Consider the following 16,173-nt stretch of genomic DNA (forward strand, 5'->3'; position numbering starts at 1 on the left):
AGAGTGGGACAGCGGACCAAACCCCGGATAGACTCCGCGCGCACGACAAACAAAGGGGTGGGGAGTTGTCGAAGCACGACCCGAGCCCTGAGCCGCTTGGACGGCACAGGGCAGCCAAAGAGAGACAGAGCGTCCGGTGGGGGCCGGTCGTCGCTGTGCTCGCTGTCATCGCCATGGTGGCCGGCGGCGCCTACGTCATCCGGTCCGTGGCTGGCGACGAAGAAGATAGCAGTGCCACTGGCTGCGGTGGACCGACGGTCACCGTCGAGGCCGCGCCCGAGATCGCCGACGTGGTCCAGGGCGCGATGTCCGGCTGCGACAACGTCGAGGTGATCGGGGTTCCGTCCGCCGAGACCGCGCAGAAGGTGTCGGCCGGCAAGGGTGCTCCCGACGTCTGGATCCCGGACTCGTCCGCCTGGGAGGCGCGCATCGCCGAGCTGGCGCCGGTGCCGCCCAAGCGGCTGCTCACCTCAGTCGCGTCGTCGCCAATCGTGATCGCCTCCAAGGTCGGGAACCCGCCCAGCACCTGGTCGGACCTGCTGAAGGACCCGAACCTGATCATGGGCGACCCGCTGACCAGCACCGCCGCCGTGGTCCCACTTGTCGGCACCGGAGCCGAGTCCGGCCTCGAGAAGTCCAGTCAGCTGATCGTGCCGCTGGCCCAGGAGCAGTCCGAAGGATCCGGCAAGCTCCCCACCGACTCGACGCGAGTCAAGGACGTGGAGTCCGGCGAGCAGGGCCTGACCACGGTCAGCGAGCAGGCCGTACTCACCAGGGCGCCCGGGCTGACGATGACGGTCCCCGCCACCGGCACCACCTACCTCGACTACCCGGTCCTACTGACGACGTCCGAGGACCGGCGCGCCGACATCGAAGCCACGACCGAGGCCCTGACCAAGCGGCTCAAGTCGTCGGAGATGAAGGAGGCGCTTGCCGAGGCGAAGTTCCGATCGACCAGCGGCGAGCTCATCGAGAACGGCGTCAAGGACATCACCCGGCTGGCGCTGCCGAACGCCGACGACCTCAACTCCCTGCTCCGTAGCTGGGGAACGTTCGCGCGGCCCAGCTGGATCCTGGCCGTGATCGACGTGTCCGGCTCGATGGACTACCAGTCCGGCAGCAGCACCCGGATCGAGCTGCTGGCCAGCACGGTCGAAGGCGGCCTGAGCCTGTTCCCCGACGCGGCCGGCATCGGCGTCTGGGTGTTCTCCGAGAAGCTGCAGGGCACCGCCGACTACCGGGAGCTGCTACCCACCCGGCGGCTGGACGCCAAGGTCGGCTCCGGAACCCACCGCGAGGCCATCCTGGCCGAGGCGAGGAAGCTGCCGAGCATGACCTCCGGCGGCACCGGTCTCTACGACACGGTCCTCGCCGCCTACCGCACGGCACAGGCGAGCTGGAACCCGCGCGCGGTCAACTCGGTGATCATCTTCACCGACGGTGAGAACGACGACCCGGGCAGCATCTCGAAGGAGGAGCTGCTGAGCGAGCTCAGGCGGCTCTCCGACCCGGCGCGGCCGATCTCGATCAACGCCTTCGGCCTCACCAAGGACTCCGACATCGAGGCGCTCAAGGAGATCGCGACGACGACCGGCGGCGGCAACGCCTACGAGGTCCTCGACCCGGCCCAGATGGGCGAGTACTTCGCACTCGCGCTCAGCGGCCGGGACTCCTGACGCAGAACTCATCCAGGTCAGGGGTTTCGCAGTAGTGCACGCGTGGGTACGACGGGCCCATCCACCCGTCGTACCCACTTCGTGAGGGGCCAATTTTGATGCGTATCCGTCTCGGGCTCGGGGTCGCCGCGGCACTGTCCGTGTGCGCCTTGAGCGGATGTGATGCGGCGACCGACGACGCCGTCGAGGCTGACCCGGTCACCACTAGTTCCGAGTCCCGTGACTCCGGCGACGACCCGTCCGGTGAGCCGACCGGGAGCGGGCTCACCGACGGCCGGTCAAACACCGCCGTCCGGCTCACCAACCCCGGCGCCACTCTGTCGGTCGGAGACTCGGCCAAGGTGCCGGTGACGGCCGGGGACGACGGCGCCGGAACCATTCGGATCACCGTGACCGGCATCGAGCAGGGCGACACCCAGGACCTGCTCGACGCCGAGGTCGACGACGGCGAGCGGTACACGCCGTTCTACATCCACGCCGAGGTCGAGATCCGGGCGCAGGCCGGAGACGGCCTGAGCGGCCTGAGCGTCAACACCAACCTCGACGGCCTGATCGGCACCACCACCGCCGGCCGCCTGGTCAGCTTCGGCGACTTCGGGCCGTGCCCGGCCAAGGCAGCCCGTCCCGACGCCCGGGTCGGCGACTCGTTCGAGACCTGCGTGGTTGCTCTGGCCCCAATCGGTGACTCGGTCGACGGCGTCCAGTTCTCGGCGTACGACTCCGACTACGACACCTTCGACGGCGATCCGGTCGTCTGGCGCGAGTCCTAGAGCGTTCGCAGAGTTCGGTCCCCGGGGCGTTTTGCTGGACCCCGAGGACCTGGGCAGCCGCCCGTCCCTGCAGCGACGTGACCACCTGGTGAAGTAGGTACCCAGCGCGCTCCACGACATACCGGCGGCTAGTGGTCACCCCCCGGAAGTTCTTCGAGGGTCTGAGTGGTCAGGGTGCGTGCAGCGCAAGGCGTCGGAGGGAGGCGGGCCGGGGGCCCGTCGACCGACGACAACGCAGCGATGTGCGTGCCCTGGCCGCTCAGACCCCGATGAACTTCCGGGGGTGACCACTAGTGCAGCCCTCGGTCGGCGAACGCGGCCTCGATCCAGTTCGTGAACTCCACGGCGAGATGGAGGCAGTGCTGCTGGATCAGGTACGGCGGCGTCAGGATCGGGAACTCCACCGCGAGCCGGGCATGGAAGCCGTCGTCGGTCGGGCGGAACTGGTGCCGCACCCCGCCGATCGCCCTGCCCGACCGGCTGCGCGCCACCCCGGCCAGCACGAGCGGGAACTCCGGGTCGACGGGCGTGACGAGGTCGGCGACGTCGACGTAGTCGATGAGGAACCGCGCCGGCAGCGGGCTGCCGCCGGTCGTCTCGATGACCTCCTGGCGGCCGTCGGGCGCGGTCGCGATCAGGAAGTGGTCGGGGTTGGCGGCGAGCATGCTGAGCTCGTAGTCCGGGCGGCCGGTGTCGCTGAACCAGGCCACGAACTCGGCGGCGTCGCCGCCGGTGACGTACAGGTCGCAGACGCTGAACCGGCGCCCGCGCCGCGACAGCACGACGACCGGGAGGGTGGCGGCCTCGGAGGCCCGCAGTGGCAGCCGCAGCCGGCGGCGTACCTCATCGGCACCCAGGTCGGCCTTCGCTCGGGCGAACTCCAGCCGCTGGTCGGGCAGTTCGCCCGGCGGCGGCTCAAGCCGGATCCGCTTGGCCGCGCGCGGCAGCCGCCTGGCCTCCCAGGCCAGCGTCTGGTCGCGGGGCACGTCGCGACCGTCGACAACAGCGCGAACGGTGAGTTCTCCGGTCATCTACCTGCTCCTACCGATCTCGTTAATGCAAGTATAGTTTCATTAAGCATGGTTGAGGAGGAGGTGTCCATGAGCGAGGAGCCTGGTCAGCGACGTCCCGGCGGCCGGACGGCACGCAACCGGGAGAACGTCGTCCGGGCCACCCTCGACCTACTGCTGGACGAGGGCTACGAGCACCTCACCGTCGCTCGGGTCGCGGCGGCCGCGGGCGTCGCCGAGACGACGGTGTACCGGCGCTGGCCGAGCAAGGCGCACCTGGCCGCCGAGGCCCTCGCCGACCTCGCCCGGCTCGAGAACCCGGTGCCCGACACCGGCACCCTGGCGGGCGACCTTCGCGCGTTCCTGACCCAGATCGTCGAGCTGATCGGCCGCGCCGACATCCAGCGGCTCCTGCGCACGGCCGCCTCCCTCGATCCGGCCGACGACGAGCTGGCGCAGGCCAGGCGCGGCTTCTGGGAGGCCCGCTTCGCCGGCGCCGCCGGCATTGTCGAGCGCGCCGTACGGCGCGGCGAGCTCCCGTCTGACGCCGACGCCTATGAGCTGATCGAGGATCTCGCCGGCGTCGCGTACTTCCGGCTGCTGGTCACCGGCCGCCCGCTCGACGAACGGATGATCGAGCGGTCCGTGGCTCGTGCCCTGCGGACCTAGGGCGACGCAAGGTGAAGGTGTACGCCGGTGCGGCCATCGACGCGGCGTACGTCGACCCGGCCGCCATGTGCCTGTGCGATCTCCCGGACGATGGACAGCCCGAGGCCCGCGCCGAGCGGATCGTCCGGCGGGAAACCGCCGCCCTCGTCGGTCACCATGACCACCGCGCCCTCGCCGGTGTCTCGGACCTCGATCTCGACCTCGCCGGCGCCGTGCCGGAGTGCGTTGTCGACGAGGTTGGACAGCGCCCGGTCGAGGCGCAGCTCGTCGCCGGGGAACTCGACGGGCCGCGGTGCCCTGACCGTGATCGCGCGCTCGCCGGCCGCCGGCTGGAAGCGCCGGCCGATACGGGTGGCCAGTGCGGACAGATCGACGGGTCCGGCCTCGATCGGCAGTCCGCCGTGGTCGGGCGCCGCGCGCTGCAGCACGTTCTCGGCCAGGGCGATCAGCCGCAACACCTCGTCGTGGAGGGAGCCGAGCGCCCTGGTCAGCTCTTCGGGGGCTCTGGGCTGGGCCAGTGCCAGCTCGATCTCGGTGCGCATCAGCGTCAGCGGCGTGCGCAGCTCATGGCCTGCCTCTGCCGCGAACCTCCTCTCCCTCAGGAGCCCCTCGTCGAGCCGGTCGAGCATCGCGTTGAGCGTCACCGCCATCCGGCGCAGCTCGTCGTCGGCGTCGGGCAGCGGGAGCCGCTCCCCCGCGCTGCGGCCGGAGATGGTGGCGGCCCGAGCCCGGATCCGCTCGACCGGGCGCAGCCCCACGCCCGCGACGACGTACCCGAGGCCGCCGGCGACCAGAAGCGCCAGCGGTCCGCCGACGAGCAGCTGACCGCGCAGCTGCGCGCGCGCCTCGTCGGTGTCCTCGCGCGAGGTGCCGACGACCAGGTAGCCGTCACCGGTAGCCCGAACCAGCAGCAGCGCGGCCTCGCGCTCGGTCTCGCGGTCCCCGCGCTGCGCCGCGTCGTCGTCGTACAACTCGATGACGCTGTCGCGGTAGCCGGGCTCGACCGGGTCGACGATCGGTCCGGCGACCAGCTGCGAGGACGCCTCGACCTCACCCTGGCCGGTGAGCACCTGGGCGTGCACCTCGCCGCCGAGGGCACGTACCGCCTCCAGTCGGGCCGAGGCCGGCAGCGCCGCGAGCCGGTCCGCCTCGACGGCGACCGTGTCCCGGAGCCGCTCGTCGAGTGCATCGGCCATGCGCAGCTGTACGAACGTCCCGAGCCCGGCCAGCGCCACCATCGTGGCACCGAGGAACGCCAGCGCGACCCGGACCCGCAGCGGCCAGCGAGAGGGCCACCACCAGATCACGGCGTCTCCCCGGTGATCCGGTACCCGGCTCCGCGGACCGTTTGCAGGCTGGTGACGCCGAAGGGCCGGTCGAGCTTGGCACGCAGATAGCCCACGTAGACGTCGACCACGTTCGAGGCGACCTCGTGAGCGTCGCCCCAGGCCAGTTCGAGCAGCAGCTCACGGGTCAGCACCTGCCCCGGGCGACGCATGAACGCCTCCAGCAGCGCGAGCTCCTTCGCAGACAGCGATATCTCGGTCTCTCCCCGCCAGACCCGCCGTCCGGCCAGGTCGAAGCGCAGGTCGCCCACCGCGAGATCGGTTGGGCGTGGCACCGGGCCGCGACGAGCCAGGGCCCGCATCCGGGCCAGCAGCTCCTGGAAGGCGAACGGCTTGGCCAGGTAGTCGTCGGCTCCGCTGTCCAGGCCGGTGATCCGGTCGGCCACCGCCGTCCGGGCGGTCAGCATCAGCACCGGCGTCCAGACGAACGCCGCCCGCAGCTGACGGCAGACCCGGAAGCCGTCGAGATCCGGCAGCCGGACGTCGAGCAGGACGACGTCGTACTCACCGCCGCTCGCGGACGCAAGCGCCTCGGCGCCGGTGCCGACCACGTCGACCACATCGCCGTGCTCACTGAGCCCGCGAGCAACGAGGGCGGCGAGCTTCGCCTCGTCCTCGACCAGCAACACCCGCATCCGTCCATGCTAGGGAGGTCGATGAGCGTCGGATGAGAGGCTCATCGATCCCTCATCTGGTCGGCCTACGTTGGGGGTATGAACCTGAAACCGACATCGAAGCGGGCGGCCGTCGTGATCGCGAGCGCCGCCGTACTGACCGTAGGCGCCGTGAGTGGCGCCTTCGCCCTCGCGGGCGACGACGACGCCAGCGAGCGTCCCATCCCGGCATCAGAGCTCGAGCAGGCCGAGCGGGCAGCGCTCGCCGAGACCGGTGGCGGGACGGTCACCGAAACCGAGGTTGACGACGAGGAGAGCAAGTACGAGGTCGAGGTGACCCTCGACGACGGCAGCCAGGTCGACGTCCAGCTCGACGAGAGCTTCAAGGTCGTCGGCTCCGAACGCGACGACGACACGTCCGACGACTGAGCCTGTGATGCGCGTCCTGGCCGCCGCGGCGCTGCTCGCGGTACTCGCCGTACTCGTCGGCTGCGGCAGCGAGCCAGCGGCCGAGGAGCCGACTGAGGAGCCGGCAGGCCTCGACCCCGCCGAGTTCAGCTCCGAGGTGACCAACCCGTGGTTCCCGCTCGAGCCGGGCACCCGCTGGACCTACCGCGAGACCACCGAAGACGGCGAGAAGGTGCTCGTCGTCGTCACCGCCACGTCGGTCACCCGCGAGATCGCGAACGGCGTCACCGCCCGCGTCGTCCGCGACACCGTCACCCTCGACGGCGAGATCATCGAGGACACCCTCGACTGGTACGCCCAGGACGCCGACGGAACCGTCTGGTACGTCGGCGAGGACACCGCGGAGTTCGAGGACGGCGAGCTGGCCAATCGGGACGGCTCCTTCGAGGCCGGGGTCGACGGCGCGGAGGCGGGGGTGATCATGCCCGCCACGCCGGAGGTCGGCATGAAGTACCAACAGGAGTACTACCGGGGCGAGGCCGAGGACCGCGGCGAGGTGCTCGCCTTCGGGCAGCGGGCGCGAGTGCCTGCCGGCGAGTACGACGGGCTCCTGCAGACCGCCGACACCACCCCGCTCGAGCCCGACGTGCTTGAGCACAAGTTCTATGCCGAAGGCGTCGGCCTGGTCCTCACCGTCGACAAGGAGTCGGCCGGCCGCGAAGAGCTGCTGTCGGTCACCAAGGTCTCCCCGGCCGAGGCACGTAGCGCTGGCACGGCGCCCCTCGGCACGCCGTACTGAACCGCTCGCTCTCGCACAAATGACGAGGCGGCCCGGTCTGCGCTTCAGCAGACACGGGCCGCCAGAGTCTCGTGGAGCTGAGGGGTCGTGGCCCTTGCTGGAACTCTCCTGACCGGCTGTGATGCGTTCCGCTCGACGGTCGCGTCCTACACGGTCTCGCCTGAGATCCCATCCGTCTGCGTTAAGTCTTGCGCCGCCCGGAGTCAGTTCCTGTGATCCCTGTCGGTGCGAGGGGCGCCGGCCGGATAGGTCTCGGCCCTTTGTCGAGGCAGCCTCCCTACTATGTAGGGTAGTAGTACGATCTCCTTCGCGGGCGACTCGGGCCGCCGGCCAAGTCCAAACCCGTGTCACCGAGGAGCCCGTCGTGCCTATGGTTCACCAACCGTGTCACCACCACTCGAGCGGAGTCCGCGGATGAACCTGATGGCGATCCTCCTCACCGGCCTGCTGGCGGGCGGTGTCTCCTGCGCCGCGGTCCAGGGCGGACTTCTGACCGGACTGGTGGCGCGCCAGCACCAGGCCTCCGCGACCGCACGCGGGACGGTGTCGGTGAAGGGCCGCTCGACCGGCGATAGGGCCGCGGGCCTCACCCTGCCCGATGCGCCCTCCAGAGGTGCGCGGAACCGACTTGTGGATGATCTGGTCCCGGTCGGCGGCTTTCTGGCCGGCAAGCTGGTCTCGCACACGATCCTCGGCGCCATGCTCGGCGGGATCGGTACGGCGGTGGAACTGTCGGCCCACTCCCACGCGCTTGCCCAGGTGGCGGCCGGCATCCTCATCGTGCTCTTCGGCCTGGCCCAGCTCGAGGTGCCGGGCTTCAAGGGGTTCGTGATCGCTCCCCCGGCCTCCTGGCTCCGCCTGGTGCGCGGCCGCGCCCGCTCGCAGGCGGCCTTCGCCCCGGCGCTCCTGGGCTTCGCCACCGTCCTGATCCCATGCGGGGTGACGCTGTCGGTGATGGCACTGGCGCTCACCTCGGGCTCCTGGCTGAACGGCGCGGCCACGATGGCTGTGTTCGTCATCGGCACCAGCCCCCTGTTCACACTGATCGGGTACGCCGCGCTGAAGGCCGTGACGACGTGGAAGGACCGCCTGGCGGTCGCCACTGGAATCGTGCTGCTGGCGATGGGCCTGTACACGCTGAACGGCGGACTGACCGCGCTCGGGTCACCGCTGGCCGCCAAGAATCTCGCCGTCACCCTCGGGTTCGAGCAGGCCCCGGCGGATGCCTCCACCGTCGAGTCGGCCCCCGACGGCACCCAGACCGTCGTGATCACGGTGAGCTCCGGCTACTACTCGCCCAGCAATGCTCTGCTCAAGGCGGGCGTGCCCACCCAGCTGATCTTCCGCTCCGAGGACGCGCGGGGCTGTGAACGGGCACTGGTGATTCCGGCCTTCGACGTCGAGCAGATCCTCCCGGAGAACGGCGACACCGTCATCGACGCGGGCGTCCTGGAGCCGGGGACGATCGAGTACTCCTGCTCCATGGGCATGGTCAGCGGCCGCCTCACCGTCCACTAGGAGCTTCCCATGTCCCACATCCGCCAGATCTTCACCGTCGACGGCATGCACTGCGCCTCGTGCACACTGTTGATCGACGAGGCCCTCGAAGACCTCGACGGTGTCCACCGCTCCACCACCTCGCTGCGCAAGCGCCGCACCGTCGTCGAGTACGACCCCACCACCTGCAGCCCTCACGCCGTGGTCGCCGCCATCGCCGAAGCCGGCTACACCAGTGCACTCGTCGACCGATGACTGCGGCCGCGGGTCGCCTGACCTGAGCAACTCGCGTCACCTCGCTGGCTGCATCGGCGGCTATGTCCAGGTGTTGGTACCGGCCATCAACAGGTCAGCGCGGAGCTGCTGACGAATCTCCAGCATCACCATGAGCACGGCGAGCACGGCGATGACCCAGTGGCGGCGCCGCGAGGTCCATCCGATCGTGACGGTCAGCCACCGCTGGGTGACAACTCCAACGGCGGCACGGCCGATGGCCAACCCGGCGCCGTACACGACCAGGATGCTGAGCGGGTTGTAGCGCCACGCCTCGGCGAGGTCGCCCTGGGCGGTGTAGCGGGCGGCCCGGGTGCCGCCGCAGAAGGGGTCCATGATCCCGACCTTGTGCAGAGGGCCGTGCAGGTCGACCGGTGGCAGCCCGAGGACGGCCATGGCGACGGCAATGCCCAGCGCGAGCATCGCGCCGCCGGTCAGCCACCAGTGCCGATCGCGTCCCTCGATGTGGAACCGGATGAGCGGCAACCGGCCCGCGCCGGAGGCGGTCGGTGCTGGCGGCATTGCGGGATCCTTGCGTCGTACGGAATGGCGTGAACTACTATGCCGCATAGGATATGGGTGGGCGTCGCGGTGCACGCCGAGTCGAAGCGCGGGAGCGATGGATGCGGAAGCTGGGTGACCTGGAAGCGCTGGTGATGGAGCAGCTCTGGGCATCGACCGAACCCCTATCGGTACGGCAGGTGCTCGAGGCGCTTCCCACGACGGGCCCGGACGGCCGCAACCGGGCCTACACGACGGTGATGACCGTGATGGACAATCTGTTCCACAAGAGCTTCGTGGTCCGGGAGCGCTCCGGCCGGGCGTATGTCTATCGGGCCTCGCAGACCCGGGCCGAGCACACGGCCGAGGTGATGGAGGACGCCCTAACCCACGGAGGTGACCGCGGTGCGGCGTTGATGCACTTCGTCGACCAGCTCACACCCGAGGAGGCCGCACAGTTGCGTGCCCTGCTCGGCAGCCGAGAGCCCTCATGACCACCACGCTGGCGCTGTTCGCCGTAGCCGCGCTGATGGGCAGCGTCGCCGGCATCCCCCTGGCCCGGGCCCGGTGGGCCGGGCACGCGCCGCGGCTTGCCGTTGCGCTGTGGCATGCGCTCTGCTTCGGCGTGGTGTCGTCGGTCGTCCTGGGCGGACTGGCGCTGGCGCTCCCGGTGCTCCCGCAGGTGATCACCGGCGGCCTCAGCGACTTCCTGGCCCGCTGCGCAATGGCCCTGCACACGGAGCTCGCGGCCCCGCGCCCGGCGTTCCTGGGTGCCGCCGGACTCCTGCTCGCCCTGGCCGCCGGGACCCGCCTACTGCGCGGGCTGATGGCGGCTGCGCGGGAGGCCAAGCGCGGCAGGCGTCACCAGCTGGACCGGCTGACCCTGGTGGGTCACCTGCTTCCGAGCGACCACCGGGAAAGGCTGGTGCTGCTGGACGACGCCCGACCTGCGGCGTACTGCCTACCCGGCCGCCGACGGGGCCGGGCCACGATCGTGATCAGCCGGGGCGCTCTGGAACTGCTCGGCGATGACCAGGTGGACCTGCTGCTCGCCCACGAACGGGCGCACCTTCGCCAGCGACACCACCTGGCGACCCGGCTGACGGCGGCGCTGACCACCTCGTTCGGATGGGTGCCGCTGTTTCGGCTGGCCTCTGGCCAGGTACCACTGCTGTTGGAGATGGCGGCCGACGACGAGGCGGTGCGACTGACGACCCGCCGGCACTCGGCGCAGACCACCGCGCGTCGGCGTCTGGCCGACGCGGTGGTCAACCTGGCCACCGCGCAGACGCCCACCCCCGCAGCCGCCTTCTCCGCGGCCGGCGGCTCAGCTCTCGCCCGGGTCCAGCGACTCAGTCGGCCGCCGGAGCGACTGGGACTCGCCCACACCACGCTGCTCACTGCCGGAGTGGGCGTCATCCTCGCGGGGCCGCTGCTGGTCGCGACGGCCCCCGTGCTGTGCGCGGCAGCCATGGACATCTGCCCCATCGCACTCGCCTGACGACGTGCCGCGCTCGGCACTGCGATCGGCAGGACCTGGCTATGAGGCGTTCGGCGCCTGGTCGACAGGTCGCTCGGCGCGCAGCTGCTGCACCTCGGCACGCAGCCGAGCGACCTCGTCAGAGGATCCACTCGGGGGATGGTGGTTGTGGTTGCCGCGCATCATCACCAACATCATCGCGCCCATCATGATGGGACAGACCAGGACTGCGATTAGGTAGATCAGGTCAGGCATCGGCGGTCCTTCCGGAGCAAACTACCTACTAATGTTCATAGTAGACCGGTCTTCAAGGTTCTTCGGCGAGAACGCCATCAATGGTCGCGCCGGCGTGGTGAGCCGAGCTGCGTAGGACTCCTTCACCTATCTACTATTCGTTATAGTAGATAGGGTCGGTCGTCGCCCGTCGAGAGGTGCTGGTTGTGATCGTGAAGAAGTCAGCGCCCGCTCTGACACTGGCCGCCGTCGCACTCGCCGCGACCGCCGGGTGCTCAGCCGGCGGGAGCGACCCCAAGCCCGGCACTGGTTCCGGCGGCGCGACAACCGCGGAGATGGGGCACATCCACGGGATCGGGGTCGACCCTCACGATGGCGCGGTGTACGCCGGAACGCACCACGGCCTGTTCCGGATCGCCGACGGCAGCGCGACCCGGGTCGCGGACCGGGTGCAGGACTTCATGGGCTTCACAGTCGCCGGACCCGAGCACTTCCTGGCCAGCGGCCACCCCGGCGAGGGCCAGGACGGCCCCGGGTCGCTGGGACTCATCGAGAGCACCGACGCCGGCCAGACCTGGCACGGCCTCTCACTCAGCGGAGAGGCGGACTTCCATTCCCTGGAGTACCGCCACGGGCGCGTCTACGGGCTCAACTCGGTGACCGGCCAGCTCCTGGTCAGCACGGACATGACGTCGTGGCAGGAACTCAGCCGCGCCCCGATCGCCGACTTCGCCGTCAGCCCGACCGACGCCGACCTCCTGATCGCGACAACACAGGAGGGCCTGGCCCGCAGCAGTGACGGCGGGCGAGCCTTCGAGGTCGTTGCATCGGCACCGCTGATGGTCTTCGTCGGCTGGGCCGAGGACGGGACGCTCGCCGGCGTCACACCGGAGGGTGTTGTGTACGCCGCGGACGACCCGACCGGCGAGTGGAGCGAACGTGGAAGTCTGGGTGGGCAGCCCGAGGCGCTCACCGTTCAGTCGTCCGACGAGATATACGCCGCTGCGAACGGCGCCGTCCTGTTGTCCACCGACGGCGGTCGCACGTTCGGTCCCACGCTTGAAGAGTGATCGCGTGATCGCGCCGACGCAGCCGCACCGGCCCTCGGAGTTGTCACGCATTGGGTGCTCGCGGCAGACGTCGGCACCCGAACTCGACCGGTACCGCTGCGGGCACGCATCAATCCGGTTCGTGGTGGTGCCCCTCATGGGAGTCCGGCCCGTCGTAGGTGAGCCTCCGGGTGATCAGGTGTCGACCGCTGGTGAGTACCTCGCGCTTGATCCGGTTGTGTCGGTCGACGGTCAGCAGCACGTAGATGCTCTCGGCCGGGTATCCGAGCGCGAGGGTGACCTCGCCACCGCGGTGCACCTGGTAGTGCGTCACCGTCGCCGCCCGTCCGGATCCGAAGGGGCCGACAGCCAGGTACTCCTCACCGGTGAGGCGAAGCCGCTTCCGCGGGCCCAGACCTGTCGCGGTGTCGCTGGTGGTCTGCTCATGGAGCGTGAAGTGCTTCACCTTCCGCATCTTGGCGACCACGGCAGCCAGCCGCTGATCCTCCGGGCGCGGCGGCCAGGCCACCTGCACGGCGGCGCGGCCGCCGTCCCACTGCTCGTCCTCCACCCGGAGGGTCACTACGTTCTCGCCCTTGACCCACGAGGCTGGTGCGGCGAAGCATCCGAGCCCGCAGCGGCGGAACTCCAGCTCCTGCGCATCTCTATCGTCCCCGGTGAGGTTGCCGGTCAGGTCAATGGCGTCCTGGCTGCGCTCCTTGGTGTCGGCGGTGTTTGGGGTCGCGAGCCTCACGACCACCTGACCCTGGCTCGCGGAGACCCCGATGCCCACGTAACCGGCACGCGCCCCGAGCGCAATCGCCGGACCGGCGTCCGGCGGCGGGAAGGCCAACGTGAGGTCGGCCGACGCCGACGGCGCGAGCACGGTCAGCGCACTGGACACAGCCGTGACGGCCGCGAGCACGGCCAGCTCGCCTCGTGCTGAAGACGCAGGCTGGGCAGCATCGGGTCTCCGAAGATGGCGACGCGCCCACCCGGCAAGTACGACGACGGCTGCTACTAGCCCGACCTTGACCAGGAGCCACCGGCCGTACGTCGTGTCGAGCAGCGCCCCGCTCAGGTCGTCGAGCGGGAGGACGACCAATGCAGCCACGGTCCCGGTCGCGAACACGACCAGGAACAAGCCCAGGGCCATCCGCGCGTACCCACCGACCACCGGGGCGGACGGAACCTGTCGGCGGCGCAGCGCGATCGATACCCGGATCACGTGGAGCAGGGCACCAATCCATACCGCCACCACGGCAAGATGAACCGCGACCAGCACGACACCGAGCGCGCCGGCCTGCGCCTGCGGATGCCCGCGAATTCCCTCGGCCACCGGCACCGCCAGAAGAACCACACCACCGGCGCGCCCCCACCCGACAGCGAACGCCCCCAGCGCCGACGCGAACGCGGCGGTCTGCACGAGCGCGACGAGGCCGGGCGCCGACTCGACAAGTCCGGCAACTGAGGCCGGGGCAATACCGGCCTTGAGTGAGCCCGCGCCGGCCACGAGCGCAGCGAGACCCAGGGCAGCGACGAGGCCGACGCCGGCGCCGGACTTCACCAAGGGCCGCGGTAGGCCTACCGCTGAGGAGGTGCGCCGTACGATCCTGGCCCCGGCCAGACCACCCAGGCACAGTGCCAAACCCAGGACGAGCAACCAGCGGAAGGCGCCCACGGCCCAGCCGCCTCGGATCGCCGTGCCACCTCCCTCGGAAGCCAGCCCAGCGTCCGAACCGACAACGAACCGAAAGTCGCCGACCATCGTGTCGCCATCGCTGGCCACCACCTGCCACTGCACGCGATACGCACCCGGCGCAAGACGCTCCATCACCCGGGCCCGCAGCACGCTCGACTCCCCAGCCGTTTGCACCCGCCCGACACGCGCCACCTCGCCCTGGCTGGACACGACCCGTAGAGACGACCGGGACGCCTCGACAGGCTGATCGAAGACCAACTGGACAACCCGCGGCGACTCGGGCACCGCGCCGTCCACCGCCGGGCTCGTGAACAACAGTGTCGCGTGCGCCGCAGCCGGCGAGACCGGAACGAGCATCGTGATCGCGAAAGCGAGCATCAGCGCGGCCAGCCAGCGACAAGCCCCGAGGACACCTCGCGCCCGACGCGCAGGCAACAAGGCAGGCGAGGAGGAAGGCACGAGTCGACGAATCACTGGACGGGCTCCTCCACCGTATCTACGAAGCAGGATCGTAGACGATTGACGGCTGAGACCGAACCCGGTCGATCGTGACTACGCCCCAGCCCCGTCCTCGCGCTCCAGGGCAGTCGAGGACAGACCGAGTCCGTCCAGAACCACGTGAACCAGGCGTCCCACGTGATCGAGGTCCGCAGCCTGGCCGGCCGCCGACAGTGCATGCAGGCAGTAAGCAGCGAGTTCCTCCGGACTCACATCCGTCCGCACCAGGCCGTCCGCGGCGGCTTCCTCGATCACCGCGGCAAACTCGCTGCGTAGGCGGCGTTCAGCATCGGCCACCTCGGAACCGCGATGCACGAGCGCGCTGACATCGGTGGAGGAGTGGCGCTTGCGGTGGAAACAGATCGTCGCGTAGGCGCGGATGACCGCGACGAGCCGGGTGCCCACCGCGCCGGGGCCGGTACGCAACCCCTCGATAGTCTGCAGATGGCCCTCGACATGCTGCGCGTGATGCGCGAGCAGGATCGACTCCACATCGGTGAAGTACTTGTAGAGGGTGGCCCTGCCGATGCCGGCGGCGTTTGCCACGTGGGACATGGTCAGCGCGAGGGGGCCACGCTCTTCGGCCAACTGCCAGGCTGCCTCGGTGATGGCCTGGCGGACCGCTCGACGATGACCGTCGATCGACTCGTCCCACAGCTTCGGCACAAACTGATCCTACATCTTGTCGCCGCTGTAGACACATTGCCCTTATGCAATACACTTTGTCTCGTACGCTCGACATGAGGGGCAACCCGGGAGGCAGCAATGACTGGCAGTGCGCCTGATCCGATGGACACTCAGACACCCGACCGCCCGCCGGGGCTCCCCCCGTGGGTGAAGCTGCTGGCCATCGGCGTGGTCATCGCCGTCGTCGTGTTGGTGCTGGCGATGCTGCTCGTCGGTGTCGAGCACGGGCCGGGGATGCACGGCCGATGATGTCGCCCGGGATCCGGAAGCTGATGCTGACGGTCCATGTGACCGCCTCCGTCGGCTGGCTGGGCGCGATCGCGGCGTACATCGCCCTCAACGTTCCGGCCCTCGCCGGCGATGACGAACAGACCGTCAGGGCCGCCTATCTGATGATGGACGTCGTCATGCGCTACGCCCTGATCCCCTTGGCGGCCGCCACACTGGCGACCGGCATCGTCCAAGCGCTCGGCACCCCGTGGGGGTTGTTCCGCCACTATTGGGTGACCATCAGCCTCGTCCTGACCATCATCGCTTTCGTGGTCCTCGTGCTGCACCTACCCACGGTCGAGGACATGGCCGCTGCGGCCGCTGATCCACGGGTTGACATCACCCACCTCCGTGGCGATCTGTTCCACTCGGTCGGCGGGGCACTCGTGCTGCTGGTGCCGCTCGCACTGAACATCTACAAGCCCCGTGGGCTGACGCGATACGGCTGGCGACGCGCCGGGAATCAGCGCGCGAACGCTTCGCGGATGTGACACCCCACGCCTGAGCCCGGATCCAGGCTGAGATCGCGTGGTCTAGTTCTGTCGGTCGTGCCGGTCGGCGAGCGTCTCGGTCAGTGGCTTGAAGCCGCGCAGCAGCAGGCTGTTGCTGACCACGAACACCGAGGAGAGTGCCATTGCGGCACCGGCCAGCATCGGGTTGAGGAGGCCGGCGGCGGCCAGTGGCAGGGCG

General features: G+C 69.9%; 19 protein-coding genes and 1 pseudogene. 12 read left to right on the forward strand and 8 right to left on the reverse strand.

The window, feature by feature from the left end; translation table 11 throughout:
- The first annotated feature begins 155 nt into the window (after positions 1–155).
- Both DDV73_RS23870 and DDV73_RS23875 read left to right on the forward strand, forming a co-directional pair.
- Entirely contained in the window at positions 156–1,676 is a 1,521-nt protein-coding gene (locus tag DDV73_RS23870) for a substrate-binding and VWA domain-containing protein (protein WP_109509764.1), read from the forward strand.
- A 98-nt stretch (positions 1,677–1,774) separates the two neighbouring features.
- On the forward strand, positions 1,775–2,446 hold the full coding sequence (locus tag DDV73_RS23875) for a hypothetical protein (protein ID WP_109509765.1): 672 nt from the start codon (positions 1,775–1,777) through the stop codon (positions 2,444–2,446).
- A 290-nt stretch (positions 2,447–2,736) separates the two neighbouring features.
- On the opposite strand, the gene DDV73_RS23880 is transcribed toward DDV73_RS23875, so the two are convergent.
- Complete coding sequence (locus DDV73_RS23880; RefSeq protein ID WP_109509766.1) at positions 2,737–3,477, reverse strand: hypothetical protein; 741 nt, start codon at positions 3,475–3,477, stop codon at positions 2,737–2,739.
- Between the two features lie 69 nt (positions 3,478–3,546).
- On the opposite strand from DDV73_RS23880, the gene DDV73_RS23885 reads away from it, so the two are divergent.
- A complete protein-coding gene (locus tag DDV73_RS23885; protein ID WP_206051066.1) occupies positions 3,547–4,125 on the forward strand; it encodes a TetR-like C-terminal domain-containing protein in 579 nt (192 codons plus the stop codon).
- Here DDV73_RS23885 and DDV73_RS23890 read toward each other — a convergent pair.
- Both DDV73_RS23890 and DDV73_RS23895 read right to left on the reverse strand, forming a co-directional pair.
- Positions 4,122–5,432, reverse strand: a complete 1,311-nt coding sequence (locus DDV73_RS23890; RefSeq protein WP_109509768.1) for an ATP-binding protein — start codon at positions 5,430–5,432, stop codon at positions 4,122–4,124. The genes DDV73_RS23885 and DDV73_RS23890 overlap by 4 nt on opposite strands.
- Positions 5,429–6,106 carry a response regulator transcription factor gene (locus DDV73_RS23895; RefSeq protein WP_109509769.1) on the reverse strand — a complete coding sequence of 226 codons (678 nt, stop codon included), beginning with the start codon at positions 6,104–6,106 and terminating at the stop codon, positions 5,429–5,431. The genes DDV73_RS23890 and DDV73_RS23895 overlap by 4 nt, the downstream gene beginning before the upstream one ends.
- A gap of 78 nt (positions 6,107–6,184) precedes the next feature.
- On the opposite strand from DDV73_RS23895, the gene DDV73_RS23900 reads away from it, so the two are divergent.
- The 4 genes from DDV73_RS23900 to DDV73_RS23915 all read left to right on the forward strand — a co-directional run bounded on the left by DDV73_RS23900 (position 6,185) and on the right by DDV73_RS23915 (position 9,044).
- A complete protein-coding gene (locus DDV73_RS23900; protein ID WP_109509770.1) occupies positions 6,185–6,514 on the forward strand; it encodes a PepSY domain-containing protein in 330 nt (109 codons plus the stop codon).
- A 7-nt stretch (positions 6,515–6,521) separates the two neighbouring features.
- The gene (locus tag DDV73_RS23905; RefSeq protein WP_109509771.1) at positions 6,522–7,292 is read left to right on the forward strand and encodes a hypothetical protein; all 771 of its coding nucleotides are present in this window, start codon (positions 6,522–6,524) and stop codon (positions 7,290–7,292) included.
- 414 nt (positions 7,293–7,706) lie between these two features.
- Positions 7,707–8,810, forward strand: coding sequence for a sulfite exporter TauE/SafE family protein (locus DDV73_RS23910; protein WP_109509772.1), 1,104 nt, complete (start codon positions 7,707–7,709; stop codon positions 8,808–8,810).
- A 9-nt stretch (positions 8,811–8,819) separates the two neighbouring features.
- Positions 8,820–9,044 carry a heavy-metal-associated domain-containing protein gene (locus tag DDV73_RS23915; protein WP_109509773.1) on the forward strand — a complete coding sequence of 75 codons (225 nt, stop codon included), beginning with the start codon at positions 8,820–8,822 and terminating at the stop codon, positions 9,042–9,044.
- A 60-nt stretch (positions 9,045–9,104) separates the two neighbouring features.
- Here the strand turns inward: DDV73_RS23915 and DDV73_RS23920 are convergent, their stop codons facing one another.
- Entirely contained in the window at positions 9,105–9,584 is a 480-nt protein-coding gene (locus DDV73_RS23920) for a DUF2752 domain-containing protein (RefSeq protein WP_161962524.1), read from the reverse strand.
- A gap of 101 nt (positions 9,585–9,685) precedes the next feature.
- On the opposite strand from DDV73_RS23920, the gene DDV73_RS23925 reads away from it, so the two are divergent.
- Positions 9,686–10,057, forward strand: coding sequence for a BlaI/MecI/CopY family transcriptional regulator (locus DDV73_RS23925; protein WP_109509774.1), 372 nt, complete (start codon positions 9,686–9,688; stop codon positions 10,055–10,057).
- Positions 10,054–11,064 (forward strand): M56 family metallopeptidase, encoded by a 1,011-nt coding sequence (locus DDV73_RS23930; protein ID WP_109509775.1) that lies wholly within the window; start codon positions 10,054–10,056, stop codon positions 11,062–11,064. Before DDV73_RS23925 ends, DDV73_RS23930 begins: the two co-directional genes overlap by 4 nt.
- Positions 11,065–11,103: 39 nt before the next feature.
- Here DDV73_RS23930 and DDV73_RS23935 read toward each other — a convergent pair whose 3' ends face one another.
- The gene (locus DDV73_RS23935) at positions 11,104–11,298 is read right to left on the reverse strand and encodes a hypothetical protein (RefSeq protein ID WP_109509776.1); all 195 of its coding nucleotides are present in this window, start codon (positions 11,296–11,298) and stop codon (positions 11,104–11,106) included.
- Between the two features lie 191 nt (positions 11,299–11,489).
- Between DDV73_RS23935 and DDV73_RS23940 the strand changes: the two genes are divergently transcribed.
- Positions 11,490–12,347, forward strand: coding sequence for a F510_1955 family glycosylhydrolase (locus DDV73_RS23940; RefSeq protein ID WP_154402884.1), 858 nt, complete (start codon positions 11,490–11,492; stop codon positions 12,345–12,347).
- A gap of 109 nt (positions 12,348–12,456) precedes the next feature.
- On the opposite strand, the gene DDV73_RS23945 is transcribed toward DDV73_RS23940, so the two are convergent.
- The 3 genes and pseudogenes from DDV73_RS23945 to DDV73_RS23950 all read right to left on the reverse strand — a co-directional run bounded on the left by DDV73_RS23945 (position 12,457) and on the right by DDV73_RS23950 (position 15,192).
- Positions 12,457–13,893: a CopD family protein gene (locus DDV73_RS23945; protein WP_240617444.1), complete on the reverse strand. Its 1,437-nt coding sequence runs from the start codon at positions 13,891–13,893 to the stop codon at positions 12,457–12,459.
- 186 nt (positions 13,894–14,079) lie between these two features.
- Positions 14,080–14,406 (reverse strand): annotated as a pseudogene (locus tag DDV73_RS29780) (copper resistance CopC family protein); the annotation flags it as partial.
- 174 nt (positions 14,407–14,580) lie between these two features.
- On the reverse strand, positions 14,581–15,192 hold the full coding sequence (locus DDV73_RS23950) for a TetR/AcrR family transcriptional regulator (RefSeq protein ID WP_109509779.1): 612 nt from the start codon (positions 15,190–15,192) through the stop codon (positions 14,581–14,583).
- Between the two features lie 123 nt (positions 15,193–15,315).
- Here DDV73_RS23950 and DDV73_RS28120 point away from each other — a divergent pair, with 123 nt between their 5' ends.
- Both DDV73_RS28120 and DDV73_RS23955 read left to right on the forward strand, forming a co-directional pair.
- The gene (locus tag DDV73_RS28120; RefSeq protein WP_154402885.1) at positions 15,316–15,462 is read left to right on the forward strand and encodes a hypothetical protein; all 147 of its coding nucleotides are present in this window, start codon (positions 15,316–15,318) and stop codon (positions 15,460–15,462) included.
- Positions 15,463–15,500: 38 nt separating this feature from the next.
- Positions 15,501–15,974, forward strand: a complete 474-nt coding sequence (locus tag DDV73_RS23955; protein ID WP_206051067.1) for a DUF2269 domain-containing protein — start codon at positions 15,501–15,503, stop codon at positions 15,972–15,974.
- Positions 15,975–16,173: the final 199 nt, after the last annotated feature.

Origin of the sequence: Nocardioides speluncae (genome assembly GCF_003121585.1) — a bacterium.
GTDB classification, from domain to species: Bacteria; Actinomycetota; Actinomycetes; order Propionibacteriales; family Nocardioidaceae; genus Nocardioides; species Nocardioides speluncae.